Annotated in this window: 29 protein-coding genes; 22 read left to right on the top strand and 7 right to left on the bottom strand. The window is 65.2% G+C overall.

Going from position 1 to position 23,594, the window contains the following annotated elements:
• Nucleotides 1-129: 129 nt before the first annotated feature.
• The 8 genes from H8B03_RS17090 to H8B03_RS17055 all read left to right on the top strand — a co-directional run bounded on the left by H8B03_RS17090 (nt 130) and on the right by H8B03_RS17055 (nt 5,873).
• Entirely contained in the window at nt 130-627 is a 498-nt protein-coding gene (locus tag H8B03_RS17090; RefSeq protein WP_193143115.1) for a DUF1269 domain-containing protein, read from the top strand.
• A 51-nt stretch (nt 628-678) separates the two neighbouring features.
• Entirely contained in the window at nt 679-1,221 is a 543-nt protein-coding gene (locus H8B03_RS17085; protein ID WP_193143114.1) for a hypothetical protein, read from the top strand.
• A 45-nt stretch (nt 1,222-1,266) separates the two neighbouring features.
• Entirely contained in the window at nt 1,267-1,971 is a 705-nt protein-coding gene (mtgA, locus tag H8B03_RS17080; protein WP_193143113.1) for a monofunctional biosynthetic peptidoglycan transglycosylase, read from the top strand.
• A 53-nt stretch (nt 1,972-2,024) separates the two neighbouring features.
• On the top strand, nt 2,025-2,690 hold the full coding sequence (locus H8B03_RS17075; protein ID WP_193143112.1) for a glutathione S-transferase family protein: 666 nt from the start codon (nt 2,025-2,027) through the stop codon (nt 2,688-2,690).
• 39 nt (nt 2,691-2,729) lie between these two features.
• Nucleotides 2,730-3,806 (top strand): tRNA epoxyqueuosine(34) reductase QueG, encoded by a 1,077-nt coding sequence (gene queG, locus H8B03_RS17070; protein ID WP_193143111.1) that lies wholly within the window; start codon nt 2,730-2,732, stop codon nt 3,804-3,806.
• An 81-nt stretch (nt 3,807-3,887) separates the two neighbouring features.
• Entirely contained in the window at nt 3,888-4,586 is a 699-nt protein-coding gene (locus tag H8B03_RS17065) for a hypothetical protein (protein WP_193143110.1), read from the top strand.
• An 86-nt stretch (nt 4,587-4,672) separates the two neighbouring features.
• The gene (locus H8B03_RS17060) at nt 4,673-5,620 is read left to right on the top strand and encodes a DMT family transporter (RefSeq protein ID WP_193143109.1); all 948 of its coding nucleotides are present in this window, start codon (nt 4,673-4,675) and stop codon (nt 5,618-5,620) included.
• Nucleotides 5,621-5,684: 64 nt separating this feature from the next.
• Nucleotides 5,685-5,873, top strand: coding sequence for a hypothetical protein (locus H8B03_RS17055; protein WP_193143108.1), 189 nt, complete (start codon nt 5,685-5,687; stop codon nt 5,871-5,873).
• A 75-nt stretch (nt 5,874-5,948) separates the two neighbouring features.
• Here the strand turns inward: H8B03_RS17055 and H8B03_RS17050 are convergent, their stop codons facing one another.
• Nucleotides 5,949-6,818, bottom strand: a complete 870-nt coding sequence (locus H8B03_RS17050; RefSeq protein WP_193143107.1) for a branched-chain amino acid aminotransferase — start codon at nt 6,816-6,818, stop codon at nt 5,949-5,951.
• Between the two features lie 174 nt (nt 6,819-6,992).
• On the opposite strand from H8B03_RS17050, the gene H8B03_RS17045 reads away from it, so the two are divergent.
• The 7 genes from H8B03_RS17045 (at nt 6,993) to H8B03_RS17015 (ending at nt 13,228) form a co-directional block, all read left to right on the top strand.
• A complete protein-coding gene (locus H8B03_RS17045) occupies nt 6,993-7,478 on the top strand; it encodes a MarR family winged helix-turn-helix transcriptional regulator (protein ID WP_193143106.1) in 486 nt (161 codons plus the stop codon).
• 4 nt (nt 7,479-7,482) lie between these two features.
• On the top strand, nt 7,483-8,187 hold the full coding sequence (locus H8B03_RS17040) for a response regulator (protein ID WP_193143105.1): 705 nt from the start codon (nt 7,483-7,485) through the stop codon (nt 8,185-8,187).
• Nucleotides 8,188-8,351: 164 nt separating this feature from the next.
• Nucleotides 8,352-9,305: a histone deacetylase family protein gene (locus tag H8B03_RS17035; protein ID WP_193143104.1), complete on the top strand. Its 954-nt coding sequence runs from the start codon at nt 8,352-8,354 to the stop codon at nt 9,303-9,305.
• A complete protein-coding gene (locus H8B03_RS17030; protein WP_193143103.1) occupies nt 9,298-9,540 on the top strand; it encodes an exodeoxyribonuclease VII small subunit in 243 nt (80 codons plus the stop codon). The genes H8B03_RS17035 and H8B03_RS17030 overlap by 8 nt, the downstream gene beginning before the upstream one ends.
• A 4-nt stretch (nt 9,541-9,544) precedes the next feature.
• Complete coding sequence (locus H8B03_RS17025; protein WP_193143102.1) at nt 9,545-10,417, top strand: polyprenyl synthetase family protein; 873 nt, start codon at nt 9,545-9,547, stop codon at nt 10,415-10,417.
• 20 nt (nt 10,418-10,437) lie between these two features.
• The gene (gene dxs / locus H8B03_RS17020) at nt 10,438-12,372 is read left to right on the top strand and encodes a 1-deoxy-D-xylulose-5-phosphate synthase (protein WP_193143101.1); all 1,935 of its coding nucleotides are present in this window, start codon (nt 10,438-10,440) and stop codon (nt 12,370-12,372) included.
• Nucleotides 12,373-12,580: 208 nt separating this feature from the next.
• On the top strand, nt 12,581-13,228 hold the full coding sequence (locus H8B03_RS17015) for a hypothetical protein (protein ID WP_193143100.1): 648 nt from the start codon (nt 12,581-12,583) through the stop codon (nt 13,226-13,228).
• On the opposite strand, the gene H8B03_RS17010 is transcribed toward H8B03_RS17015, so the two are convergent.
• From H8B03_RS17010 to H8B03_RS16995, 4 genes are all read right to left on the bottom strand, one after another.
• Nucleotides 13,225-14,094: an SDR family oxidoreductase gene (locus H8B03_RS17010; RefSeq protein ID WP_193143099.1), complete on the bottom strand. Its 870-nt coding sequence runs from the start codon at nt 14,092-14,094 to the stop codon at nt 13,225-13,227. The two genes, H8B03_RS17015 and H8B03_RS17010, sit on opposite strands and share 4 nt — an antisense overlap.
• 170 nt (nt 14,095-14,264) lie before the next feature.
• On the bottom strand, nt 14,265-14,735 hold the full coding sequence (gene rlmH, locus H8B03_RS17005) for a 23S rRNA (pseudouridine(1915)-N(3))-methyltransferase RlmH (protein ID WP_193143098.1): 471 nt from the start codon (nt 14,733-14,735) through the stop codon (nt 14,265-14,267).
• An 18-nt stretch (nt 14,736-14,753) separates the two neighbouring features.
• On the bottom strand, nt 14,754-15,191 hold the full coding sequence (rsfS, locus tag H8B03_RS17000; protein ID WP_193143097.1) for a ribosome silencing factor: 438 nt from the start codon (nt 15,189-15,191) through the stop codon (nt 14,754-14,756).
• 74 nt (nt 15,192-15,265) lie between these two features.
• Entirely contained in the window at nt 15,266-15,901 is a 636-nt protein-coding gene (locus H8B03_RS16995; protein WP_226926063.1) for a heme-binding protein, read from the bottom strand.
• Nucleotides 15,902-16,176: 275 nt separating this feature from the next.
• Between H8B03_RS16995 and leuC the strand changes: the two genes are divergently transcribed.
• Entirely contained in the window at nt 16,177-17,592 is a 1,416-nt protein-coding gene (gene leuC / locus H8B03_RS16990; protein WP_193143096.1) for a 3-isopropylmalate dehydratase large subunit, read from the top strand.
• 28 nt (nt 17,593-17,620) lie between these two features.
• Nucleotides 17,621-18,139: an HdeD family acid-resistance protein gene (locus H8B03_RS16985; protein ID WP_193143095.1), complete on the top strand. Its 519-nt coding sequence runs from the start codon at nt 17,621-17,623 to the stop codon at nt 18,137-18,139.
• An 88-nt stretch (nt 18,140-18,227) separates the two neighbouring features.
• Here the strand turns inward: H8B03_RS16985 and H8B03_RS16980 are convergent, their stop codons facing one another.
• Entirely contained in the window at nt 18,228-19,109 is an 882-nt protein-coding gene (locus tag H8B03_RS16980; RefSeq protein WP_193143094.1) for a MipA/OmpV family protein, read from the bottom strand.
• Between the two features lie 111 nt (nt 19,110-19,220).
• Between H8B03_RS16980 and leuD the strand changes: the two genes are divergently transcribed.
• Nucleotides 19,221-19,826, top strand: coding sequence for a 3-isopropylmalate dehydratase small subunit (leuD, locus tag H8B03_RS16975; RefSeq protein ID WP_193143093.1), 606 nt, complete (start codon nt 19,221-19,223; stop codon nt 19,824-19,826).
• A gap of 116 nt (nt 19,827-19,942) precedes the next feature.
• On the opposite strand, the gene H8B03_RS19185 is transcribed toward leuD, so the two are convergent.
• Nucleotides 19,943-20,059: a hypothetical protein gene (locus H8B03_RS19185; protein WP_319022497.1), complete on the bottom strand. Its 117-nt coding sequence runs from the start codon at nt 20,057-20,059 to the stop codon at nt 19,943-19,945.
• A 268-nt stretch (nt 20,060-20,327) separates the two neighbouring features.
• On the opposite strand from H8B03_RS19185, the gene H8B03_RS16970 reads away from it, so the two are divergent.
• The 4 genes from H8B03_RS16970 (at nt 20,328) to lptC (ending at nt 23,576) form a co-directional block, all read left to right on the top strand.
• Nucleotides 20,328-21,239 (top strand): pirin family protein, encoded by a 912-nt coding sequence (locus tag H8B03_RS16970; RefSeq protein WP_193143092.1) that lies wholly within the window; start codon nt 20,328-20,330, stop codon nt 21,237-21,239.
• A gap of 148 nt (nt 21,240-21,387) precedes the next feature.
• Nucleotides 21,388-22,002: a ribonuclease D gene (locus tag H8B03_RS16965; protein ID WP_193143091.1), complete on the top strand. Its 615-nt coding sequence runs from the start codon at nt 21,388-21,390 to the stop codon at nt 22,000-22,002.
• Nucleotides 21,999-22,970 carry an SIS domain-containing protein gene (locus H8B03_RS16960; RefSeq protein WP_193143090.1) on the top strand — a complete coding sequence of 324 codons (972 nt, stop codon included), beginning with the start codon at nt 21,999-22,001 and terminating at the stop codon, nt 22,968-22,970. Before H8B03_RS16965 ends, H8B03_RS16960 begins: the two co-directional genes overlap by 4 nt.
• A gap of 3 nt (nt 22,971-22,973) precedes the next feature.
• Complete coding sequence (gene lptC / locus H8B03_RS16955; protein ID WP_193143089.1) at nt 22,974-23,576, top strand: LPS export ABC transporter periplasmic protein LptC; 603 nt, start codon at nt 22,974-22,976, stop codon at nt 23,574-23,576.
• The last annotated feature ends 18 nt before the right edge of the window (nt 23,577-23,594 follow it).

The following is a 23,594-nucleotide window of genomic DNA, read 5'->3' as shown; positions in this document are numbered from 1 at the left end:
AATGGGATGCGAGTCGCGCCCGCCTCAAGGCCACTCGTGCCTCGGGCCTTGACCCGGCCCCGACTCACGGTTTTTGTGACCGCGGGCGGAAACCACCGCCCCGGATGACGCACAACAGGGAGATTTCAGATGGCCGATTTGATCGTGGTGGCTTTTGACGACGAGGCCACGGGGTTCGAGCTGCGCGCCGAACTGGCGAAGCTGCAGAAGGAATACCTGCTGGAGATGGAAGACGCGGTGGTCGTCACCAAGGATGATGCGGGCAAGGTCAAGCTGCACCAGGCGATGAACCTGACCGCGGCCGGGGCTGTGGGCGGCTCGTTCTGGGGCCTGCTGATCGGGGTTCTGTTCCTGAACCCGTTGATCGGTGTGGCCGCCGGTGCCGGTGCCGGCGCGGTCTCGGGCGCGCTGACCGACCTGGGCGTGAATGACAAGTTCATGAAGGAAATGGGCGAAAGCCTGACACCGGGCGGCAGCCAGGTATTCGTCCTGCTCAAGAAGGTCACCGGCGACAAGGTTCTGGAGAACCTCGAGCACTTCCGCAACAAGGGCAAGGTGCTGCAGACCTCGTTGAGCCACGACAATGAAGAGGCGCTGCGCAAGCTGCTGGAAGGCGCGGAAGGGTAGGACAAATGCGCCGCGATCTGGCATGATGTGTCCGGCATACGGAGGAAAATCATGCGACTGAAACTTGTCTTGTCCGCCGTGCTGATCGCTTTCGCGGCGCAGGCCCATGCGGTGACCCTGAAGCTGAGCTATCAGGGTGCCGACATGCCCCATGTGTCGGGGCCGCCGGATCCCGGGCGTCCGTTCTACCCGGCGTTCTTCGGGGATGTCGTGCTGAGCGAGGCCGCCTATGGCCAAAGCTTCGCCAACAGCACCGTGCAATTCTACGGCATCAACGGTCCGGGCAATCCGGCCAACCAGACCGCCGGGATCGTGTCGTGGGGGCTTTCGTTCCCGCTGTACGCGGTGGCGGGCAGTTCGATCAGCTTCACCTTCGGGCCGGCCTATCAGCTTCAGTCCTGGAGCCTGGATGCACTGGACGGGCCGCCGGATTACATCATGGGGACGGTCTTCGATACGGTGCTGGGCGGCGAGCGTGGCACCTATCGGGTGGCGGCAAGCAGCTGGTCGGTGTCGCAGGTGCCGCTGCCGGGGGCGGCGGGACTGCTGGGCGTGGCGCTGCTGGGACTGGGCGCCCTGCGGCGTCGGGGCTGAGGCCTGCGTCTTGGCGCGCCCGGTGCGGACCGCTAAGGTCCGGGCGTGACGAAACGACAATCGACCCCCAAGACAGCGGCGCGTGGCGGCCGGATCTGGCGCTGGCTTCGGCTGGCGCCTTTGCTCGTGTTGGTCCTGTTGGGCGGGCTGCTGGCCGCTTATGCGGTCTTCCCGATCCCCACGACCCCCTACATGCTGGGCGAGCGGGCGCGGCTGGGCGAGATCCGCTATGACTGGCGCGACATGGAAGACATCGCCCCGGTGATGGCCCGGTCGGCCGTGGCGGCCGAGGATGCCAATTACTGCACTCACTGGGGTTTCGACATGGCGGCCCTGCGCGCGGCCATCGACGGCGGGTTGAAGCGCGGCGGCTCGACCATCAGTCAGCAGGTGGTGAAAAACGTCTTCCTGTGGCAGGGGCGCAGCTGGCCGCGCAAGGCGCTGGAGGCGCTGCTGACCCCGGCGGTGGAACTGGTCTGGTCGAAGAAACGGATCCTGGAGGTCTATCTGAACGTCGCCGAATTTGACGCGGGCGTCTTCGGCATCGGCGCCGCGGCGCCCTGGTATTTCGGGGTCAGCGCCGACAAACTGAGCGCCACGCAGGCCGCGCGGCTGGCCGCCGTGCTGCCCAATCCGAAGGAACGCTCGGCCTCGAAACCCTCGGCCAGCCTGCGGCGGCGGGCAGCATCCATCGCTGACGGGGCGGCGACAATCCGGCGCGATGGTCGCGCCGACTGTTTCAGCGGTTGATCTGCCCTCGTCTTCACGGCAAGACGAAGGAAACCCCTGACAACCGAGCCGCAATGACCGTCCTGTATCATCACCCGCTGTGCCCGTTCAGCCGCAAGGTGCGCCTGACCCTGTCCGAGAAACGTCTGGACACGGATTTGCAGGAAGAAAAATTCTGGGAAAAATCCCCCGACCACCTGGCCCGCAACATCGTGGGGCGGGTGCCGGTGCTGAAGATCGACGGGCTGGTGCTGAGCGAGAGCACGGCGATCTGCGAATACCTGGAAGAGGTCTATCCCACCCCTGCCCTGATGCCCGGCGATCCGCGCGAACGGGCCGAGGTGCGGCGCCTGGTGGGGATCTTCGATGACAGCTTCTACCGCGAAGTCACCCTGAAGATCCTGGGCGAGCGGGTGATGAAGAAGATCACCGGCGCCGGCCAACCCGACAGCCGCAACGTCAAGGACGGGATGATGCGGATCAAGTTCTACCTCGACTACATGGGTGAATTGCTGGACCACCGCCGCTGGCTGGCCGGCGATGTGATGACGGCGGCCGATTTCGCCGCCGCCGCGCAGCTTTCGGTGATGGACTATACTTCGGACGTGGATTGGAACCGCAGCGCGGTGCTGAAGGACTGGTACGCCAAGATCAAGTCGCGCCCGGCCTATCGGCCCCTGCTGCGCGACATGGTGGCGGGATTCCCGCCGCCGCTGCATTATTCCGATCTGGATTTCTGACACGTCGGGCCATGCGGCCCGGACAGGACAGGCGGGACCATGGCCAAGGCACGACGCGACCCGGAGGCCCTGAAGGCCGCGCTGCGCGACGAGGCGCTGGCGGCGGGCTTTGCCGACATGGGCATCTGCCGCCCCGATGCGGTGCCCGAGATTGCGGGTCGGCTGGCGCACTACGTGGCCGAGGGGCGGCACGGGCAGATGGGCTGGATGGCCGAACGGATGCATTGGCGCGGCGCGCCCGACGCCCTGTGGCCCGAGGCGCAAAGCGTCATCATGCTGGCCGAGGCATATACGCCCGATCACGATCCGCGCACGGTGCTGGGCCAGCCCGACCGCGCCGCGATCAGCGTCTATGCCCAGAACCGCGACTATCATGACATCGTCAAGAAACGGCTGAAACGCGTGGGCCGCTGGCTGCTGGCGCAACCCGAGGCGGCGGACGCCGGGATCAAGGTGTTCGTCGATACCGCGCCTGTGATGGAAAAGCCGCTGGCGGCGGCGGCGGGGCTGGGCTGGCAGGGCAAGCACACCAACCTGCTCAGCCGCGATCTGGGCAGTTGGTTCTTCCTTGGGGCGATCTTCACCACCGTGGCCCTGCCGGTGGATGCCCCCGCGCGCGAGAATTGCGGCAGTTGCACCGCCTGTCTGGATGTGTGCCCGACCGATGCCTTCCCGGCGCCGTTCCAACTGGATGCGCGGCGCTGCATTTCCTACCTGACCATCGAGCACAAGGGCCCGGTGGACGACGACCTGCGGCCCGGTCTGGGCAACCACATCTACGGCTGCGACGACTGCCTTGCCGCCTGCCCATGGAACAAGTTCGCAGTGGCCGCGCAGGAGGTCCGCTATGCCGCGCGCGACGACCTGCGCGCGCCACCGCTGGCCGAACTGGCCGGGCTGGACGATGCCGGGTTCCGGGCGCGGTTCAGCGGCTCGCCGATCAAGCGCATCGGCCGGGACCGGTTCATCCGCAACGTGGTTTACGCTATCGGCAACAGCGGCGATGCCACCCTGCGCCCCGTTGTGGAAAATCTGGCGCAGGATCAATGCGCTACGGTTCGTGATGCGGTCCAATGGGCCCTGGCGCGCCTGCCGGGCAGCACCTCTGCGGGTTAACCCTGGTTCGGGATCATACCCGGGCAGCTCTCCCTAAACGCGTATAATTCCCCTGTAACGGTAAACGGTTTGGGGTTTTGGATGAGACAAATGGTGGTGGCGGGGCTGGCAGCCCTTGGAATGATGGCAGGTGCCGCGCAGGCGGCCATCGTCCAGAATGGCAGTTTCGAGCAAAGCTTCGCCACGCCCGGCAAGCGCAATGGCGGGCAGGTGTTCGACAAGCTGCAATCGGGGCGGGGTTCGTCGTGGCAGGTCTGGGATGCCCTGCCGGGCTGGACCACGAAAAGCGGCTACGGGATTGAAGTGCAATCGAACCGCACCCTGCGCGGCATCGACGCGCAGCACGGCCTGCACTACCTGGAAATGGACAGCAACAACAACTCGTCGATGGTTCAGGAAGTGGTGCTGGATCTGGGCGAGCACATGCTGGAATTCTTCTACAGCCCGCGCACGCAGCGCGCCCAGTCCAACGACATCTCGTGGGGGCTGGACGGGCTGACCAAAGGCGTCGTCTCGGACCGCGATGCGGGTACGAAGATCGGGCAATGGACGCGGGTGACGCAGGTGTTCAACGTTGCCAAGGCCGGCACCTATACGCTGGGTTTCGGGGCCCTGGGCCGCAGCGACGGCCTGGGCGGGCTGCTCGACAATGTTTCGATCACCGCAATGGGCCTGTCCAACACCCCGGCGCCGGTGCCCTTGCCGGGGGCCGCGCTGATGCTGGCCTCGGCGGCGGGGGCGTTGGTCTCGATTCGGCGGCTGCGGCGGGCCCGGACCTGATCCGGCCGCACACCTGCGGTCCCGGCCTTCGAAAAATCCGGCGGGCCGGGATCGTCGCGCGCGGGGAAACCGGATAGAACCGGCGCATGAGTGTTGTTTCCGCCCCCCCGCACCAGCCGTTTCGCGGCATCCTGTTCAAACTGATCGCGGTGCTGTCTTTCGTCATCATGGCCAGCCTTGTGAAGGCGGCGGCCGCCGAAGGCGTGCCCCCCGGCGAGGCGGTGTTCTTCCGGTCGTTCTTTGCGCTGCCGGTGATCCTGGTCTGGGTGCTCTGGCAGGGCAAATTGCAGGGGGCACTGAAGGTGAAAAGCCCCACCGCCCATGTGCTGCGCGGCCTGGTCGGAACAGCCGCCATGGGGCTGGGCTTTGCCGGGCTGGCCTATCTGCCGCTGCCCGAGGCGATTGCCCTGGGCTATACCATGCCGCTTCTGGTGGTCATTTTCGCCGCCATGTTCCTGAAGGAAAACGTCGGCATCTTCCGCTTTTCGGCGGTCATCATCGGCTTTGTCGGGGTCGGCATCATCCTGGCCCCGCGCCTGACAATCACCCCCGGCGGGGTGGCCGACCGCGAGGCCCTGGGCGCGCTGCTGGTGCTGATGGGCGCCTGTTTCGCCTCGCTGGCGCAGATCCACATCCGCAACATGGTGCAGGTCGAGCAGACCAGCGCCATCGTCTTCTGGTTCTCGGTCACATCGTCCGTACTGGCACTGATGACCCTGCCTTTCGGCTGGGTGCTGCCGTCGGCCTCGACAGCGGGGCTGCTGGTGGTGGCGGGGCTTCTGGGCGGCTTCGGGCAGATCTTCCTGACCTCAAGCTATCGCTATGCCGAAGCCTCTCTGATCGCGCCGTTCGAATATGCCTCGATGCTGGTTTCCCTGGTGATCGGATATTTCGTGTTTCAGGAGATTCCGACACCGCAGGTGCTGATCGGTGCCTCGGTGGTGATTGGCGCCGGGGTCATCATTATCCTGCGCGAACGGCACCTTGGCCTGCAACGTGCCAAGTCGCGCGAAACCATGACGCCACAAGGTTAGGTTGTATTTCGGAATCGGCAGGAATCATGCTAGGGTGGGCCCCCTAATCGATCAGGAGGTTGCCATGAGACGCCATGTTCTGGACCACACCAAAGCTCGAACCACGTCAGGGATGAAACTGTCGTTTTCGCGTATCGACAAGGAAATGGGCCCCCGTCGGGAAACCCTGATGCTGCAACGCCGCCCCAAGCAGCGGACCACCGAAAACATGATGCGGGCCTTCGCACGGATCGAGCGCGGCTATACCGTCTGACTTTCAGGCTGAACGACGAAAAATGGCGCCCCGGCGGGCGCCATCCGTGTTTTCGGATGCGATACGCGGTGCCTATCAGGCCCGCACCAGCTTTTCGTAGGAGTCCGAGATGTCGCGCGCCAGGGCGCCGACTTCGAAGGTGTAATCCCCGATCTGGCCCACCGGCGTGACCTCGGCAGCGGTGCCGGTCAGCCAGCACTGTTCGAAGCCTTCCAGTTCCTCGGGCATGATGTGGCGTTCATGCACGTTGATGCCCTTTTCCACCAGCATCTGGATCACGGTCTGCCGGGTCAGCCCGTTCAGGAAGCAATCGGGCAGCGGCGTGTGCACCTCGCCATCCTTCACGAAGAAGATGTTGGCCCCGGTCGCTTCGGCCACGTAGCCGCGATAGTCGAACATCATCGCATCCGAACAGCCCTTGGCCTCGGCCGCGTGCTTGGACATGGTGCAGATCATGTAAAGCCCGGCCGCCTTGGCATGGCAGGGGATGGTTTCGGGCGACGGGCGTTTCCACTTGGAAATGTCCAGCTTCGCGCCCTTCATCTTGGCATCGCCGTAATAGGCGCCCCATTCCCAGGCGGCCACGGCCAGACGCACCGGGTTGCGGGCCGAGGCGACGCCCATGTCTTCACCCGCGCCGCGCCAGGCAATGGCCCGCACATAGGCATCCGACAGGCCGTTGGCCTTCATGGTGGCGTATTTCGCTTCTTCGATCTGCTCGACGGTCCAGGGCACCTGGAAGTCGATCAGCTCGGCCGATCGTTTCAGCCGCTCGGAATGCGCCACCGATTTGAAGATCTTGCCGCCATAGGCACGCTCGCCTTCGAACACGGAAGAGGCGTAATGCATCGCGTGGGTCAGGATATGTACCTTGGCATCGCGCCACGGCACAAGGGTTCCGTCCAGCCAGATTTTGCCGTCGCGATCGTCGTAGCCACCCGCCATCATTCCATCCTTTTCATGCGGCCCGTTCGGGGATTTTCAAAAGTTGCGCATCTCAGGGCCGAAGCGGACTGAATATTGCGCAATTTCAGAAAGGGAGGTATCCGTTGAGTCTTGGAAAGTCAACAAGGCTGACGTAAAATCGGGCCAATTCCTGAAAAGTGATCGAGCGGTAACATGGACGGGCACAGCGGCGAGAAACTGCTTTATCTCACGGATGAGCAGTTGCGGAAGGGAATCGAGGCGATGTTCTTCGCCTACCGGGGGTTTACCTCGGACCCGGATCGTATCCTTGAGAAATACGGCTATGGACGGGCGCATCATCGCGCCCTGCATTTCGTGAACAGAAGTCCGGGTACCACGGTGAACAACCTGCTGGGCATTCTGGGCGTGACCAAGCAGTCCCTGAACCGGGTTCTGCGGACGCTGGTCGAGGATGGGCTGGTGGACAGCCGGGTCGGCCAGCGCGACAAGCGTGAACGGCACCTGCACCTGACCCCCAGCGGCGTCAGTCTGGAACGCAAGCTGGCCGATGCCCAGCAGGCGCGCGTGCGCGCGGCCTATCGCGATGCGGGTCCGGAAGCCGTGGCTGGCTTTCGCAAGGTTCTGGAGGCCATGATGGACGCCGAGAACCAGAAATATTTCCACAGCCTGAAGGAGTAGGTTCATGGGGGCACAGCCCGAAACCCATCTGATGATCGTGGATGACGACGAGCGGATTCGCGGCCTGTTGCAGAAATTCCTCAGCCGCAACGGCTTCTGGGTGACAGCGGCCCGCGACGCGGCCCACGCCCGGCGGCTGTTGGCGGGGCTGGAATTCGACCTGATCGTGCTGGACGTGATGATGCCGGGCGAGGATGGGATCGCACTGACCAAATCCCTGCGCGAGGACATCGCGACGCCGATCCTGTTGCTGACCGCGAAGGGCGAAACCTCGGACCGGATTGCCGGGCTGGAGGCCGGAGCCGACGACTATCTGGCCAAACCGTTCGAGCCTAAGGAACTGCTGCTGCGGATCAACGCCATTCTGCGCCGGGTGCCGCCGGCGGAACCGGAAACGCAGGGCTTGCAGGTGCTGACCCTTGGGCCGGTGCGATTCGATCAGGACCGGTGCGAGCTTTGGGCCGGAACCGAGATGATCCGCCTGACCGCCACCGAAAGCCAGTTGATGCGCATCTTCTCGTCGCGGCTGGGCGAGCCGGTGAGCCGGGCGCAACTGGTCGAGGAACTGGGCCGAGACACCGACCAGGCGCAGGAACGGGCGGTGGATGTGCAGATCACCCGGTTGCGCCGCAAGATCGAGGCCGATCCGAAACAGCCGCGCTATCTGCAGACCGTGCGCGGCGCGGGTTACATGCTGGTGGCCGACTGACCGATCCGATGGGGCCGCTGACGCGGCATTCCCCTGTCCCCCCACCCCGGCTGACGCCGGTGCGGGGCCCGCGCCCGTGGCGGCGCGACGCACTGTCCGACGGGTCTGCCGGTTGCAGGTCACGGGCCGTTGCGCCCGCCCGCGCCCCTGCCTAGGCTGCGGCCATGACCACCGCGCTGTTCACCCACCCCGCCTCGCTTGAGCATGTCACCCCCGAGGGCCACCCCGAGCGGGTAGACCGGATTCTGGCCATCGAACGCGCCTTGTCGGCGCCCGAGTTCGACGCCCTGGACCGGCGCAGCGCCCCGCCGGCCGCGCGCGCGGCCCTGCTGCGCTGCCATCCGCCGGAATATGTGGACCGGGTCGCCTCGGCCGCGCCTGAGGAGGGCTGGGTCGCGCTGGATGGCGACACTCATGTGATGTCAGGCTCTTATGACGCCGGGTTGCGGGCCGCCGGCGGGGCGATTGCCGCCGTGGACGCGGTGCTGGACAAGGACGCCACCAACGCCTTTTGCGCCCTTCGCCCGCCCGGCCATCACGCGGAACGGGCCACGGCCATGGGGTTCTGCCTGTTCGGCGCGGTCGCCATCGCGGCCAAACACGCGTTGGAGGCGCGCGGGCTGTCGCGCGTGGCGGTGGTGGATTTCGACGTGCATCATGGCAACGGCACGCAGGACCTGCTGTGGGAAGAGGCGCGCGCCACCTTCATCTCGACCCATCAAAGTCCGCTGTACCCCGGCACGGGCATGCGCAAGGAACGCGGCGCGCATGGTCAGATCCTGAACCTTCCCCTGCCGCCGGGCACCGATGGCACAGCCTATCGCCCCGTGTTCGAGACCCGCGTGTTGCCCGCGCTGCGGCAGGCCCGGCCAGAGTTGATCCTTGTCTCGGCGGGATTCGACGCCCATGCGGCCGATCCGCTGGCGCAGATGGCGCTTGGCACCGAGGATTTCGCCTGGATCGCCGAGCGCCTGTGCGATGTGGCCGGCGACATCTGCGCGGGGCGTCTGGTCTCGGTGCTGGAAGGCGGCTATGACCTGACCGCATTGGCGGAAAGCGTCGCGGCCTATGTGGCCGTCATGATGGCACGAGGACAGGAAAGGCAGGGCAATGACTGACACCCCGGTGGAAAAGCTGAGCTTCGAGGAAGCGATGAAGGCGCTGGAAGACGTGGTTGGCAAGCTGGAGGCCGGAGAGGTCTCGCTGGATGATTCGATCACCCTGTACGAGCGCGGCGCGGCCCTGAAGAAGCATTGCGAGGCCCGGCTGAAAGCCGCCGAGGAAAAGATCGCCGCGATCACGCTGGACGAAAACGGCGAGGCGGCGGGCACCACCCCGGTTGCCGGGCAGTAGCCGCGTGTTTCAACAGGCATTGGCGCAGGCCGCGACCCGCGTTCAGACGCGGCTGGATGCAGAATTCGTGCGGATCGGCGATCAGGGACCGGTGGCCGAGGGCATGGCCTATGCCAGCCGCGGCGGCAAGCGGTTGCGCGGGTTCCTGGTGCTGGAAAGCGCGCGGTTGCACGGGGTCGATCCGGCGCAGGCGGAATTCGCTGCGGCCTCGGTGGAATGTCTGCATGCCTATTCGCTGGTCCATGACGATCTGCCCTGCATGGATGACGACGATCTGCGGCGCGGCCTGCCAACGGTGCATCGCAAATGGAACGACGGTATCGCGGTTCTGGTGGGCGATGCCCTGCAAACACTGGCGTTCGAGCTACTGACCCGGCCAGAAATGACCTACGATCCGGCGGTGCGCGTGGATCTTCTGGCTAGCCTGGCAAGGGCGTCGGGGATCGAGGGGATGGTGCTGGGACAGGCCCAGGACATCGCTGCCGAATCCGCCGGACGCCCCTTGACGCTGGATGAGATCACCGTGCTTCAGGCCAACAAGACCGGCGCGCTGATCCGCTGGTCTGCCGAGGCCGGGGCGCGGCTGGCGGGTGCGGATCCTGCGGCCCTGACGCAATATTCCACGGCCCTTGGGCTGGCTTTTCAGATCGCCGACGACATATTGGATGTAGAAGGCGATGCCGAGGCGGCCGGCAAGCGGTTGCGCAAGGATGAAGCCGCCGGCAAGGCCACGTTCGTCAGCCTGCTGGGGTTGGAGGGCGCCCGCGCCCGCGCCCAGGGCCTGGTTGAGGACGCCGAAACAGCTCTTGCGTCCTATGGCGCACAGGCCGAAACCTTGCGGGAAGCGGCTCGTTTCGTTATTTCCCGCACACACTGAGCCCCCCAAAAGGACAGATCATGACCGAGCGCCCGTCGACACCGCTTCTGGATCGGGTCGAAACCCCCGCCGACATAAAAGCCTTCACGGACACCGAACTGGTGCGGCTGGCCAAGGAGTTGCGCGCCGAGACCATCAGCGCGGTGTCGGAAACCGGCGGCCATCTGGGCGCGGGCCTTGGCGTGGTCGAACTGACCGTGGCCCTGCACGCGGTGTTCGATACGCCGCGCGACAAGATCATCTGGGACGTGGGCCACCAGTGCTATCCGCACAAGATCCTGACCGGACGGCGCGAGCGGATCCGCACCCTGCGCCAGAAGGGCGGGCTGTCGGGGTTCACCAAGCGGGCCGAAAGCCCCTATGACCCGTTCGGGGCGGCGCATTCCTCGACCTCGATCTCGGCGGCGCTGGGGTTCGCGGCGGCGCGCGATCTTGGCGGGGCACCCGACCATGGCATCGGCGATGCCATCGCGGTCATTGGCGACGGGTCGATGTCCGCCGGCATGGCCTTCGAAGCGATGAACAACGCCGGTCACCTGAAAAAGCGGATGATCGTCATCCTGAACGACAACGACATGTCCATCGCTCCGCCGGTGGGCGCGCTGTCGTCCTATCTGAACCGCCTGTACGCGGGCGAGCCCTACCAGGAGTTGAAATCCGCCGCCAAGGGCGCCGTCAGCCTTCTGCCCGAACCTTTCAAGGAAGGCGCGCGGCGGGCCAAGGATCTGCTGAAACACTCGGTCGTTGGCGGCACCATGTTCGAGGAATTGGGCTTTTCATATATCGGCCCGGTGGATGGGCACGACCTGCACCAGCTTCTGCCGGTGCTGCGCACGGTCAAGGCGCGGGCCAAGGGGCCGATCCTGATCCACACGATTACCAAGAAGGGCAAAGGCTATGCCCCCGCCGAGGGCCGCCGCGACCGGGGCCATGCCACCGCCAAGTTCGATGTGGCCACCGGCACACAGAAAAAGGCCCCGTCGAACGCGCCCAGCTATACCAAGGTGTTTTCCGACGCGCTGCTGAAGGAGGCCGCGCAGGATGACCGCATCGCCGCCATCACCGCCGCCATGCCCGATGGCACCGGCCTGAACCTGTTTGCCGAGCGCTATCCCAGCCGCTGTTTCGACGTGGGTATCGCCGAGCAGCACGCGGTAACCTTCGCCGCCGGTCTGGCCGCGGGCGGGCTGAAACCCTTCTGCGCGCTCTATTCCACCTTCCTGCAACGCGGCTATGACCAGGTGGTGCACGATGTGGCGATCCAGCGCCTGCCGGTGCGCTTTGCCATCGACCGCGCCGGACTGGTGGGCGCCGACGGGCCGACCCATGCGGGCAGCTTTGACATCGCGTTCCTGGCCAATCTGCCCGACATGGTGGTGATGGCCGCCGCCGATGAGGCCGAACTGGTGCACATGGTGGCCACCGCTGCGGCCATCGACGACCGCCCCTCGGCCTTCCGCTTCCCGCGTGGCGAAGGCGTGGGCGTCGACATGCCCGAACGTGGCGAGCCGCTGGAAATCGGCAAGGGCCGCATCATGGCCGAGGGCGCGCGCGTGGCGATCCTGTCCTTCGGAGCGCGTCTGTCCGAGGTCATGAAGGCCCGCGAAGGGCTGATGGCACGCGGCATCTCGCCCACCGTGGCCGATGCCCGCTTTGCCAAGCCGCTGGACCGCGACCTGATCCTGCAACTGGCCGCCGATCATGAGGCGATGATCACCATCGAAGAGGGCGCCATCGGCGGTTTCGGAAGCCATGTGGCGCAACTGCTGGCCGAGGAAGGGGTGTTTGATCGTGGGTTCAAGTACCGTTCGATGGTCTTCCCCGACACCTTCATCGACCAGGCCAGCCCCGAAGACATGTACGCCAGCGCCGCCATGAACGCCGAGGACATCGAGGCCCGCGTGCTGGATGTGCTGGGGGTGGAGCAGATTGCACAGGCGATCCGCCAGCGATAGACCGGCGCAAGGGGTCAAACATCCGGAAACCCGGACTCCCCCTGAACTTGTTTACACGCTATGGTAGCAGGACAGGCCAGAGGCGGCCCCATGCCGCGGGTGTGCGCCCACACGCTCGCACGCGGCGGGTCTCCGATCCTCCCCTCTGGCCTGTCCCTGCGTTCCTGCTAGGGTGGCCTGATCCTCAGCGCGCCTGCCGGAGCTGCCCATGTCTCGCCCCGTTCTGATCTATCGCCTCGTCGTTCTGGCGCTGACGGCCTTCTATTTCGCCGACCGCTTCCGGGTCGAGGACTTCGGCAACATGGCCGAATTCGGCTGGCAATTCCGCTATCTGACCATCTGGGCGCTGACCGGCAGCCTTGTTGCGGCAGCACTGATGCTGGTGCCCGCCCTTGGCCGCCCCGGACCGAAGGCCGAGGTCTTCGTCTCGGTGGTGGCGGTGGTCAACATGATCGTCGTGGTGTCCTACTGGCGGCTGTATTTTACCGATCCGACGCTGGTGATGGGGGACAAGCAGATCGTCGCCTACCGCGAGTATTACCTGCACCTGCTGGGGCCGCTGTTGCAATGGATCGACGTGCTGTGGATCAAGCGCGCCTTCCGATGGCCGCTGCGGGTGGCGCTGTGGCTGGGGGTGCTTGTGCTGGCCTATGTGGTCTGGGCCGAGGGCGTGGTGCATCCGCTGAATGCCGAACCTGTGGGCAGCGTCACCAACGGGCTGCCCTATCCGTTTCTGAACGACATGGTGCTGGCCGAGCGGGCGGTGTTCTACGGCGTGACCTTCGCTTCGGGGCTGGTGTTTCTGCTGGTGCTCTGGGCAGCACAACTGGGGCTGAACCGGCTGCGGCGGGTCTAGCCGGCCTGTTCCTCGGCCAGAAGTGCGGCCAGACCGGCGCGATAGTCGGGGTATTTCAGGGTGACGCCAAGCTCGTCCTTGATGCGGTCGTTCCGCACCCGTTTGCTTTCGGCATAGAAGCTGCGCGCCATCGGCGTCATCTCGGCGCTGTCCCAATCCTCGCGCGGCGGCTCGGGCAGGTTCAGCAGATGCGCGGCATGGGCCAGCACGTCCTGCGGCGGGGCCGGGTCGTCGTCGCACAGATTGTAGATCGCGCCGGGGTTGGGCCGGGCGATGGAGGCGGCAAGGACCTGGGCGATGTCATCGACGTGGATGCGCGAGAACACCTGCCCCGGCTTGATGATCTGCCGCGCGGTGCCGGCACGCACCTTGGCAAAGGGGCCACGTCCGGGGCCATAGATGCCCGCCAGGCGGAAAATGTGCAAGGGAAGCCCGGTTTCAGCGGCAAAGGCCTGCCAGGCGGCCTCGGCCTCGACCCGAAGCTGTCCACGCCGGGTGGCCGGTGTCAGGGGGGTGTCTTCGTCCACCCAGCCGCCCGCGTGGTCGCCGTAAACGCCGGTCGTGGACAGATACCCCATCCATTTCAGCGCTGGGGCGACCGCGTCCAGCGCCGGACGAAGCGCGGCAAGGGCCGGGTCGCCCGCCGCCGACGGTCCCGCTGAAACCAACAGATGCGTGGCCGTGCCAAGGACGGGGAGCGGGTCGTCGCCGGGCAGCACCAGTGGTGCGATCCCCTTGGCCCGCAACGCCTCGGCCTTTGCAGCGTCGCGCGTGGTGCCGGTGATGTGCCAGCCCTTGGGCAGCAGCAGGCGGGACAGGGCACGGGCGGAATAGCCGTGTCCAAAGGAAAACAGATGCGGGGTCATGGCAGGCGGTCGGATCCTCGGGTCACAGGGCTGGTTCCGGTATCGCGGCGCAGTGACTTTGGTGCAAGGGGAACTCCCGCCCGGACTTGGGCCTTTTCAGGCCCGGCGTCCCGTTGGGCCGGGCGCGCCTTCGGCGCGCGGTCGCACCCCGGATCGGGCAAGGCGCGCATCTATTCGCGGTGGTACGGAGATCCGGCGAGGATCGAGGCCGCGCGATAGAGCTGCTCGGCAATCATCACGCGGGCCAACATATGCGGCCAGACCATCGGCCCAAAGGACATCCAGCGGTCGCAACCGTGACGGAACCCCTGTTCGAACCCGTCGGCCCCGCCGATGAAGATCGCCAGCTCGCTGTTGCCGGCATCGCGCCACTCGGCCAGCAGGTCGGCGAATTCGGGCGAAGTCATCTGCCGCCCGCGCTCATCCAGCGCCAGCCGCACGGCCCCCGCAGGGCAGATCTTGTCCAGCAGCGCGGCCTCGCCCGCCGGCCCGCCGCCCTTGCGATCCTCGACCTCGAGCACCTGCACCGGACCCAGCCCAAGCTGCCGCCCGCTGCGGGTGAACCGCTCCAGATAGGTATCGACAAGATCTTTCTCGGGCCCGCCGCGCAGGCGGCCCACAACACACAACGAAACCTTCACCCGAAATCCCCTTTTCGCTCAGCCTTCGGCCGAACCGGGGGCAATCCACATCTTTTCGAGCTGGTAGAACTCGCGCACCTCGGGACGGAACAGATGCACGATGGCATCGCCCGCATCGATGAGCACCCAATCCCCCTGATCCTTTCCCTCGACCTTGCAACCAACGCCCAGATCGTGCTTGAGCCGATCGGTCAGCTTTTCGGCCATCGCCGAGACCTGCCGCGACGAGCGCCCGGTGGCGATCACCATGTGATCGGCCATTTCGGAGCGTCCACTCAGATCGATCGAGATCACGTCTTCGGCCTTGTCTTCAGAGAGTGAGGAGAGGATTCGGGCAAGCGTTTCGTCGCTTTGCGCCGAAAGAGAAACATCGGCAGGTGCCGGATGGGCTGTCCCAACGGGGACCGCTTGGTCGATTCGAGACAGGGTTTGCACTCCTTCTAAAGGCACCGCCATCCGGTGCCTGACCCTTCCAACATAGCATCGGACGCCTGAAATCTCAATGATCCCCCGCCAATGCCGCAGTGCAGCTATTGCAGGCGATAGGCAACCTCGTTGCGGCGGTTCCCCGGCAGCGTGAAGGGCGCGTCGTAGAAATAGAACCGCGGCGGCCCCGCAAGGGTCAGGTCGCGGTCATCGGCCCAGGCCTGCAAGGTTGCAGAGTGTTCACGCAGGGCGCTTTCGGTCCAGCGGCCGGAAAAGCGGATCACCACCTGCCGCTCACCCGGTGTCGTGGTGATCCGGATCGCCGGATTTTCCGGTCGCGGCAGGCTTTCGGCATCGAATTCGCGCGGCATCATGAAACGCACCGTCCAAAGGCCGTCGTCCCCCGCTTCGCTGCCCGAAACACCGTCCGGCAGGCCGGGAAGCTGCGCCACCGGCGAGGTCATGGCGACCTTCTGTTCGTCTTCGTTGCCGCCGAAAATGTAGTTGGCCAGCACCCGGAACCCGCGGTTCGCGGCACCGGTGCGGCTGCCATCCACCGTCACCTCGGCGCTGAGGTAGGGGGCGTAGTCGCGGATCTCGATCGGCCCATCGCTTTCGACCACCGTGTAGGCGGGGGTTTCATAGCCCTTGTACATCCGTGCCTCGGGGGCGGCGGCCACCGAAGCGGCCAGAAAGCCGCCCACCAGCGACAGGTGCAGGGTCTTGATCAGTTTCGGCATCGTTGATCTCCATTTGCAAAGGGATACGGGCCGGCCCGCGCAACAGATCAACAAAACACGCGCCGGCCCGGTCCCGGCCGCGCCCGAAGCTTGAACAGATCGCGCCAAGCGGCTATGGCCCGTTGCATGATCGGCATCTTCGATATGGACGACCGCGCGCGCCTGCCGTGGCGATTTTACGGGCAGGCCCGCACGGCCACGGCCCGCCTTGGTGCCTGACCTGTCCCGCACCGCCATCTGATCAGACCGCCATACATTCTCGGGAGAGACCCGCCATGACCGCAGCGAAGACGCTTTACGACAAGATCTGGGACGCCCACCTGGCCCATGAGGCCGAGGACGGCACCAGCCTTCTGTATATCGACCGCCACCTGGTGCACGAAGTCACCAGCCCGCAGGCCTTCGAAGGGCTGCGCATGGCGGGCCGCACCGTGCGCGCGCCGGACAAGACCATCGCCGTGCCCGATCACAACGTGCCCACAACGCCGGGCCGTGAAGATCCCAAGAACATGACCGAGGATTCGGCCATCCAGGTCGCCGCGCTGGACAAGAACGCCAAGGACTTCGGCATCCACTACTACCCGGTGTCTGACGTGCGTCAGGGCATCGTGCACATCGTCGGCCCGGAACAAGGCTGGACCCTGCCCGGCATGACCGTGGTTTGCGGCGACAGCCACACCGCCACCCATGGCGCCTTCGGCGCACTGGCGCATGGCATCGGCACCTCGGAAGTGGAACATGTTCTGGCCACCCAGACCCTGATCCAGAAGAAATCCAAGAACATGAAGGTGGAAGTCACCGGCAAGCTGCGTCCGGGCGTCACCGCCAAGGACATCACGCTGGCGGTGATCGGCGTCACCGGCACCGCCGGCGGCACCGGCTATGTCATCGAATACTGCGGCGAGGCGATCCGCGACTTGTCGATGGAAGGCCGCATGACCGTATGCAACATGGCCATCGAGGGCGGTGCCCGCGCCGGTCTGATCGCGCCGGATGAAAAGACCTTTGCCTACGTCAAGGGCCGCCCGCACGCACCGAAAGGCGCCGATTGGGACGCCGCAATGGAGTGGTGGCAAACCCTCTACACCGACGAGGGCGCGCATTTCGACAAGGTCATCACCCTGAAGGGCGAAGAGATCGAGCCGGTGGTGACATGGGGCACCTCGCCCGAGGATGTGCTGCCGATCACCGCCAAGGTTCCCGCGCCCGAGGATTTCAAGGGCGGCAAGGTGGAAGCCGCCGCGCGCTCGCTGGAATACATGGGCCTGAAGCCGGGCACGCCGCTGACCGAGATCGAGATCGACACGGTCTTCATCGGGTCCTGCACCAACGGCCGAATCGAGGACCTGCGCGCCGCCGCCGCCATCCTGAAGGGCCGCAAGATCAAGGAAGGCATGCGCGCCATGGTCGTGCCGGGTTCGGGTCTGGTCCGCGCCCAGGCCGAGGAAGAAGGTCTGGCCGACATCTTCAAGGAGGCCGGCTTCGAATGGCGCCTGGCGGGCTGTTCCATGTGCCTTGCCATGAACCCCGACCAGCTGGCCCCCGGCGAACGTTGCGCGGCCACCTCGAACCGCAACTTCGAAGGTCGTCAGGGCCGGGGCGGACGCACCCACCTGCTCAGCCCGGCCATGGCCGCCGCTGCCGCCGTCACCGGCAAGCTGACCGACGTGCGCACCCTGACCGACGCCTGACCCAGAAAACGAACCGGAGACTCAAGACATGAAGAGTTGGACGAAATGGCTGATCCTCGGCATCCTGTCGGTGGTCTTCGGGCTGTTTGCCCTTGGCAACGCGGTCGCGGCCTCGATGGCGGTGACCATCGTGACCGGCCTTCTGTTCCTGATCCTCGGCGGCATCCAGGTTTTCCTGGGGCTGTCGGAAACGGGCACCGGGCGCAAGATCTTCTCGGTCGCCATGGGCGTGCTGATGCTGTTTCTCGGCGTGTCCTTCATCGCCAACCCGCTGGAAGGCGTGATCTCGCTGGCGCTGCTGGTCACCATCATGCTGGCCGCCAGCGGCATCCTGCGGCTGGTGCTGGCCTGGGGAATGAAATCGACCCCGTACTTCTGGCCGATGCTGCTGTCGGGCGCCCTGTCGGTGCTGCTGGCCGGCTATATCATCGCCAATTTCGCGGTCGCCTCGGTCAGCCTGCTGGGCATCCTTCTGGGGATCGAACTGCTGTTCAACGGCTCGGGCCTGATCGCGCTGGCCTTCTTCGTGCGCGCGCACCGCAAGTGATCCGGCGCGCGGCGGGTTGTCCCGCCGCGCCCTGCCCTGCCGCGGGCCAAAGGCGGCACTTTCCCGACATCGCCAACCCGGATCGCGCCTAGCGATCCTTCAGCGCCTGCCGCTTGCTTTGGAAGATGCTGGCGGTGAAGCCGATATAGCCCGAAGCACTGAAGTTGCTTTCGAACAGCGGGCTGTCCTCGCTGACCGCACCGGACAGGATCCCCAGACCGACGCCGCCGATCAGACGCACCCGGCGCGACACCGGATAGCGGATCGAGGCCGTGATCTCGGTGCCCATGTAGCCCTGGCTGGCCTTGTAGCCGCCGCCGTTGCTGTCATCCACCGCGTAGAAATATTCGTTGATGCCCTGCGTGCCGAACAACGGCCCGATGGCGGCCTCCACACGGCTGCCGGGTTTCAGGGCGCCGTTCTGGCGATAACGCAGCACCGGGCGGACCACGAAGCCTTCGTATTCCGGCGGCCAGCCGACGGAAAAGGCGCCACGCGTCTGCAGGGCCAGCTCCACCCGGCCAAGGGTGCGGTCGCCGAAGACCGGATCGATCTCGGCCGCACGCCAGATGAATTCCGGCCCGAATTCGACCAGCGCATCCAGATCCGGCAGGGCGCCCTGCAATTCGGTGCTGCGCCGTTCCACGGCCGAGTTGCCGTCGAAGGAAAACGCCAGTTCGAACCGCTCGGTCTGGAACGGGATGAAGCGCAGGGTTTCCTGTTCACCGATCTCAAGGAACTTGCCGCGATAGGCGATGTAGGGAAAGGCGACGACGCGGGTCGCATAGTCGCTGGAACCCGGATATTCGGCGGTCTGCCGTCCGGTCAGGCCAATGCCCAACTCCCACAGCGGCAGCTCAAGCCGGCCGTTGTCCTCGTCATACTGGGTTTGGGTCTGGGCCTGGGCCGCGCCGCTTACCGCAGCAACCAGAGCCGTGGCCCACATCCAATGTCGTGATAGTCCGTTCATCGCACCACTCTCCTCGGCGCTGGACCCCGGACCAGATTTTTGGCAGAAGGTCTGGCGGTGCCGTCCGGGCAACTCTTGCCCGGAACTACGCAAAGCAGCAAGGATTCTACTATGGAAAAATTCACGGTCGTCGAGAGTGTTGCCGCTCCGCTGCCATTGATCAATGTCGATACCGACATGATCATCCCCAAGCAGTTCCTGAAGACGATCAAGCGGTCTGGTCTGGGCGTGAACCTGTTCGACGAGATGCGCTATGACGACGACGGCAAGGAAATTCCGGATTTCGTGCTGAACAAGCCACAGTACCGCAACGCGCAGATCCTTGTGTCGGGCGACAACTTCGGCTGCGGCTCGTCGCGCGAGCACGCGCCCTGGGCGCTGCTGGATTTCGGCATCCGCGTGGTGATCGCGCCCAGCTTTGCCGACATCTTCTACAACAACTGCTTCAAGAACGGCATCCTGCCGATCGTGCTGCCACAGGAAGACGTGGACAAGCTGATGGACGACGCCCAGCGCGGCGCCAATGCCACCATCTCGGTCGATCTGGAAAACCAGACGATCAAGGGCCCCGACGGCGGCACCCTTGCCTTCGAGGTCGATCCCTTCCGCAAGCATTGCCTGCTGAACGGTCTGGATGACATCGGCCTGACCTTCGAGAAGATCGCTGCCATCGACGCCTTCGAAGCCACGGCCAGCGCTGCGCGCCCCTGGGTGTGATCCGCGTCTGAGAGGTTTCAAAAGCCCGGCCTTGGTGCCGGGCTTTTTTGTTGGTTTGGTCCGGACCGGCACATTGAACCACAGGCAGAGACCAGCCCCGAAAGGTGGCCAAGCGCTCAGATACCCGCCCAGGTTCGCAATAGACGCCCCAACGTGAACACCCATGATCGCACGCCCTTCCAAGGGACGCCGACAAGAAACCACGGAATGATGCCGACGATGAAGGCAAACACATTCCAGGAGATAAAGTTGAGATTCTTCAGCGCTTAGGCTGAAAGCTGCACAGCGGTCGCAATCCATTTGACGATACCGACGGTTGGCGCGTTGTGGCCCTCCGGAACAATTCCAAGGTCCCTTGGCAGCAAAACCAAACCCGCATCGGTCCCGGACGACGCCCAACATCCAGCACCAATGCACAGACCACGCGCACGCCAGCACACTCTGTGCCATTGAGCGCAGCGAACACACGCCCTATCTTCCTGAGTGAAAGGAGATAGGCTCATGTCCATCAGACCTGTCGCAAATCAACGCAAGGCCGTGCCCACCCTTGAGGGGGCCGGCGTCAAACTGCATCGCGCTTTCGGATTTCAGGATCCCGAGGAGTTGGATCCGTTCCTTCTGTTCGATGACTTCCGCAACGATCGCCCCGAGGACTTCCTGAAGGGCTTTCCGTGGCATCCGCATCGCGGCATCGAGACCATCACCTATGTGCTGAACGGCACGGTGGACCACGGCGACAGCCTGGGCAACACCGGCACGCTGGGCGCGGGCGATGTGCAATGGATGACCGCCGGGTCGGGCATCCTGCATCAGGAGATGCCTAAGGGCAACGCGCAAGGCCAGATGCACGGTTTCCAGCTTTGGGCCAACCTGCCCTCCAGCCTGAAGATGACCGCGCCGCGCTATCAGGATGTGAAGGGCGCGGATATCCCTGAGATCATCGACGATGACGGCACCCGTGTGAAGGTCATCATCGGCGAATTCTGGGGCAAGCGCGGGCCGGTGGACGGCATCGCTGCCGATCCGCAGTACCTGGACATCTTCGTACCCGCCGGGGTGAAGAAAACCTTCAAGGTCGACACCTATCGCCGCGCCTTCGCCTATGTGTTCGACGGATCGGCGGCCTTTGCCGATGCTTCGGCCCCCAGCGGCGTCTTGCTGGAGAAAGAGGTCGGTGGCGAAGAGGTCAACATCCGCGACCTGTCCGGCAACCGCACCCTGATCCGCTTTGGCACCGGGGATGAGGTCACGGTGCAGGCCGGTCCCGAGGGCGTGCGCTTCCTGCTGGTCTCGGGCGCGCCGATCCAGGAGCCAGTGGCCTGGCACGGCCCCATCGTGATGAACACCCGCGAGGAACTGATGACCGCCATGCGTGACCTGCGCAACGGCACCTTCATCAAGCCCGCGCACTAGGGGCACCCAACGCCGTACCCCTTGCACCGGGGCCGATCCCTGTCGGCCCCGGACCGGACCCTTTTCGCCAAAAGCCCGAAATTCCGCCAATGTTTTGACATGGCGGGCGTGGTGGACTACCGATCCGGAAAACGACAAAGGGCTGACCGTGGCAAACCACCTTTACCAGAATGACCTTCCCGATGGGCTGGACCTTGGGCCCGTGGTGGCCATCGACTGCGAAACCATGGGTCTGAACCCGCACCGCGACCGGCTGTGCGTGATCCAGATGTCGGGCGGCGACGGCAATGCCCATCTGGTGCAGATCGCCAAGGGCCAGACCGAGGCGCCGAACATCGCCCGGATGCTGCGCGACCCGACGGTGCTGAAGCTGTTCCACTTCGGCCGGTTCGACATCGCCGCAATGTACCACGCCTTTGGCGCACTGGCGGCGCCGGTCTATTGCACCAAGATCGCCTCGCGGCTGGTGCGCACCTATACCGACCGTCACGGGCTGCGGAACCTTGTAAACGAGTTGCTCAGTGTCGATATCTCGAAGCAGCAGCAGACCAGCGACTGGGGGGCCAAGACCCTGACCGACGCCCAGCTCGACTATGCTGCCTCAGACGTGTTGCATCTGCACGCCCTGCGCGAGAAGCTGGACGAACGGCTTGCGCGCGAAGACCGCACCAAGCTGGCAAAGGCCTGCTTCGACTTCCTGCCCACACGGGCCCGGCTTGATCTGGAAGGCTGGCCCGACACGGATATTTTTGCGCACGCATGACCCAAGACACCCAAGCCTTTCTGGACACCGGCCATCAGGTCATCGCGACCGAGATCGCGGCCCTGCATCAGCTTGACGCTTCGCTGGACGACAGTTTCGGGGCGGCCGTTGCCCTGCTGCTGGAAGCCTCGGGCCGGGTCATCGTCTCGGGCATGGGCAAGTCGGGCCATATCGCGCGCAAGATCGCGGCCACGCTGGCCTCGACCGGCACGCCGGCGCATTTCGTGCATCCGGCCGAGGCCAGCCATGGCGACCTTGGCATGCTGGCCGAAGGCGATGTGGTGATGATGCTGTCGAATTCGGGCGAAACCCCGGAACTGGCCGACATGATCGCCCACACGCGCCGCTTCGGCATTCCGCTGATCGGCGTCGCCAGCCGCCCCGACAGCACGCTGTTGCGACAGTCCGACGTGGCGCTGGTGCTGCCGCAAGCGCCCGAAGCCTGCGGCACCGGCATTGTGCCCACGTCGTCGACCACCATGACGCTGGTTCTGGGAGACGCGCTGGCCGTGGCGCTGATGAAGCATCGCGAATTCTCGCCGCAGGATTTCCGCAAATTCCATCCCGGCGGCAAGTTGGGGGCGCAGCTTTCCAAGGTGGCCGACCTGATGAACACCGGCGCGAAGATCCCGCTGGTCGCCACGACGACCCCGATGACCGAAGCGCTGGTCACCATGAGCCAGAAGGGCTTTGGCGTGGTCGGCGTGACCGATGCAGGCGGCGCACTTGTGGGCGTCATCACCGACGGCGACCTTCGGCGCCACATGGACGGGCTGCTGGACCAGACCGCTGAAACCGTGATGACCGCCAACCCCAAGACCGTGCCGCCACAGGTACTGGCCGAAGAGGCGGTGCACATGATGGAAGAGCGCAAGATCACCAGTCTTTTCGTCGTGGACGGCGGGCAATCGGCGCAGGCCGTGGGCATTCTGACCATTCACGACTGTCTGCGCGCCGGGGTCATCTGACCCGTGGGCCCGCACGGGAACACCTATTCCCGGCTGGTGGTGGCGGGCAAGATCCTGTTGCCCCTTGGGGCCATCGGCCTGATGTCGACCATGTTCCTGCTGGCCCGCACCCCACCCGAAGGCGAAGCCCTGCGCTATGCCGACGATTCCGTGTCGGAACTGGCCGAGCAACAACGGCTGGGCGCCCCGATCCATGCCTCGGTCACCGAGGACGGGGCCGAAGTGAAGATCACCGCCAAGGCGCTGTTGCCCGACGAGGATCTGCCACGGGTCACACACGGCACCGATCTGTTTGCCGAATTGCTCACACAGGATGCACAGACCTACGAGATCACCTCGCGCACAGGGGTCATGGATGACATCAACATGGTGTCGCACCTGACCGAGGACGTGCTGATCCTGACGTCGGACGGCTACCGCATCCGCACCGATGCGCTGGAGCTGCGCTCGGACCTGACCTATATGCGGACCCTCACACCGATCTCGGCCGACGGGCCACTGGGAACACTGGACGCGGGCCAGATGGAAGTGTTTACCGATCCCGAGGACGACACGCGCACGCGGATGCTCTTCACGGGTGGCGTGCGACTGGTATACATCCCCTGAGGGGAACGGCGGGGGTAG

The organism is Meridianimarinicoccus sp. MJW13 (assembly GCF_014901205.1).
Lineage (GTDB): Bacteria > Pseudomonadota > Alphaproteobacteria > Rhodobacterales > Rhodobacteraceae > Meridianimarinicoccus.
This window is presented reverse-complemented; position numbering and strand designations above follow the sequence as displayed.

Coding starts and splice junctions, on each gene's coding strand:
- H8B03_RS17090 (WP_193143115.1), top strand. CDS start 130: ATGGCCGATTTGATCGTGGTGGCTTTTGACGACGAGGCCACGGGGTTC.
- H8B03_RS17085 (WP_193143114.1), top strand. CDS start 679: ATGCGACTGAAACTTGTCTTGTCCGCCGTGCTGATCGCTTTCGCGGCG.
- H8B03_RS17075 (WP_193143112.1), top strand. CDS start 2,025: ATGACCGTCCTGTATCATCACCCGCTGTGCCCGTTCAGCCGCAAGGTG.
- queG (WP_193143111.1), top strand. CDS start 2,730: ATGGCCAAGGCACGACGCGACCCGGAGGCCCTGAAGGCCGCGCTGCGC.
- H8B03_RS17065 (WP_193143110.1), top strand. CDS start 3,888: ATGAGACAAATGGTGGTGGCGGGGCTGGCAGCCCTTGGAATGATGGCA.
- H8B03_RS17060 (WP_193143109.1), top strand. CDS start 4,673: ATGAGTGTTGTTTCCGCCCCCCCGCACCAGCCGTTTCGCGGCATCCTG.
- H8B03_RS17055 (WP_193143108.1), top strand. CDS start 5,685: ATGAGACGCCATGTTCTGGACCACACCAAAGCTCGAACCACGTCAGGG.
- H8B03_RS17050 (WP_193143107.1), bottom strand. CDS start 6,818: ATGGCGGGTGGCTACGACGATCGCGACGGCAAAATCTGGCTGGACGGA.
- H8B03_RS17045 (WP_193143106.1), top strand. CDS start 6,993: ATGGACGGGCACAGCGGCGAGAAACTGCTTTATCTCACGGATGAGCAG.
- H8B03_RS17040 (WP_193143105.1), top strand. CDS start 7,483: ATGGGGGCACAGCCCGAAACCCATCTGATGATCGTGGATGACGACGAG.
- H8B03_RS17035 (WP_193143104.1), top strand. CDS start 8,352: ATGACCACCGCGCTGTTCACCCACCCCGCCTCGCTTGAGCATGTCACC.
- H8B03_RS17030 (WP_193143103.1), top strand. CDS start 9,298: ATGACTGACACCCCGGTGGAAAAGCTGAGCTTCGAGGAAGCGATGAAG.
- dxs (WP_193143101.1), top strand. CDS start 10,438: ATGACCGAGCGCCCGTCGACACCGCTTCTGGATCGGGTCGAAACCCCC.
- H8B03_RS17015 (WP_193143100.1), top strand. CDS start 12,581: ATGTCTCGCCCCGTTCTGATCTATCGCCTCGTCGTTCTGGCGCTGACG.
- H8B03_RS17010 (WP_193143099.1), bottom strand. CDS start 14,094: ATGACCCCGCATCTGTTTTCCTTTGGACACGGCTATTCCGCCCGTGCC.
- rsfS (WP_193143097.1), bottom strand. CDS start 15,191: ATGGCGGTGCCTTTAGAAGGAGTGCAAACCCTGTCTCGAATCGACCAA.
- H8B03_RS16995 (WP_226926063.1), bottom strand. CDS start 15,901: ATGCCGAAACTGATCAAGACCCTGCACCTGTCGCTGGTGGGCGGCTTT.
- leuC (WP_193143096.1), top strand. CDS start 16,177: ATGACCGCAGCGAAGACGCTTTACGACAAGATCTGGGACGCCCACCTG.
- H8B03_RS16985 (WP_193143095.1), top strand. CDS start 17,621: ATGAAGAGTTGGACGAAATGGCTGATCCTCGGCATCCTGTCGGTGGTC.
- H8B03_RS16980 (WP_193143094.1), bottom strand. CDS start 19,109: ATGAACGGACTATCACGACATTGGATGTGGGCCACGGCTCTGGTTGCT.
- leuD (WP_193143093.1), top strand. CDS start 19,221: ATGGAAAAATTCACGGTCGTCGAGAGTGTTGCCGCTCCGCTGCCATTG.
- H8B03_RS16970 (WP_193143092.1), top strand. CDS start 20,328: ATGTCCATCAGACCTGTCGCAAATCAACGCAAGGCCGTGCCCACCCTT.
- H8B03_RS16960 (WP_193143090.1), top strand. CDS start 21,999: ATGACCCAAGACACCCAAGCCTTTCTGGACACCGGCCATCAGGTCATC.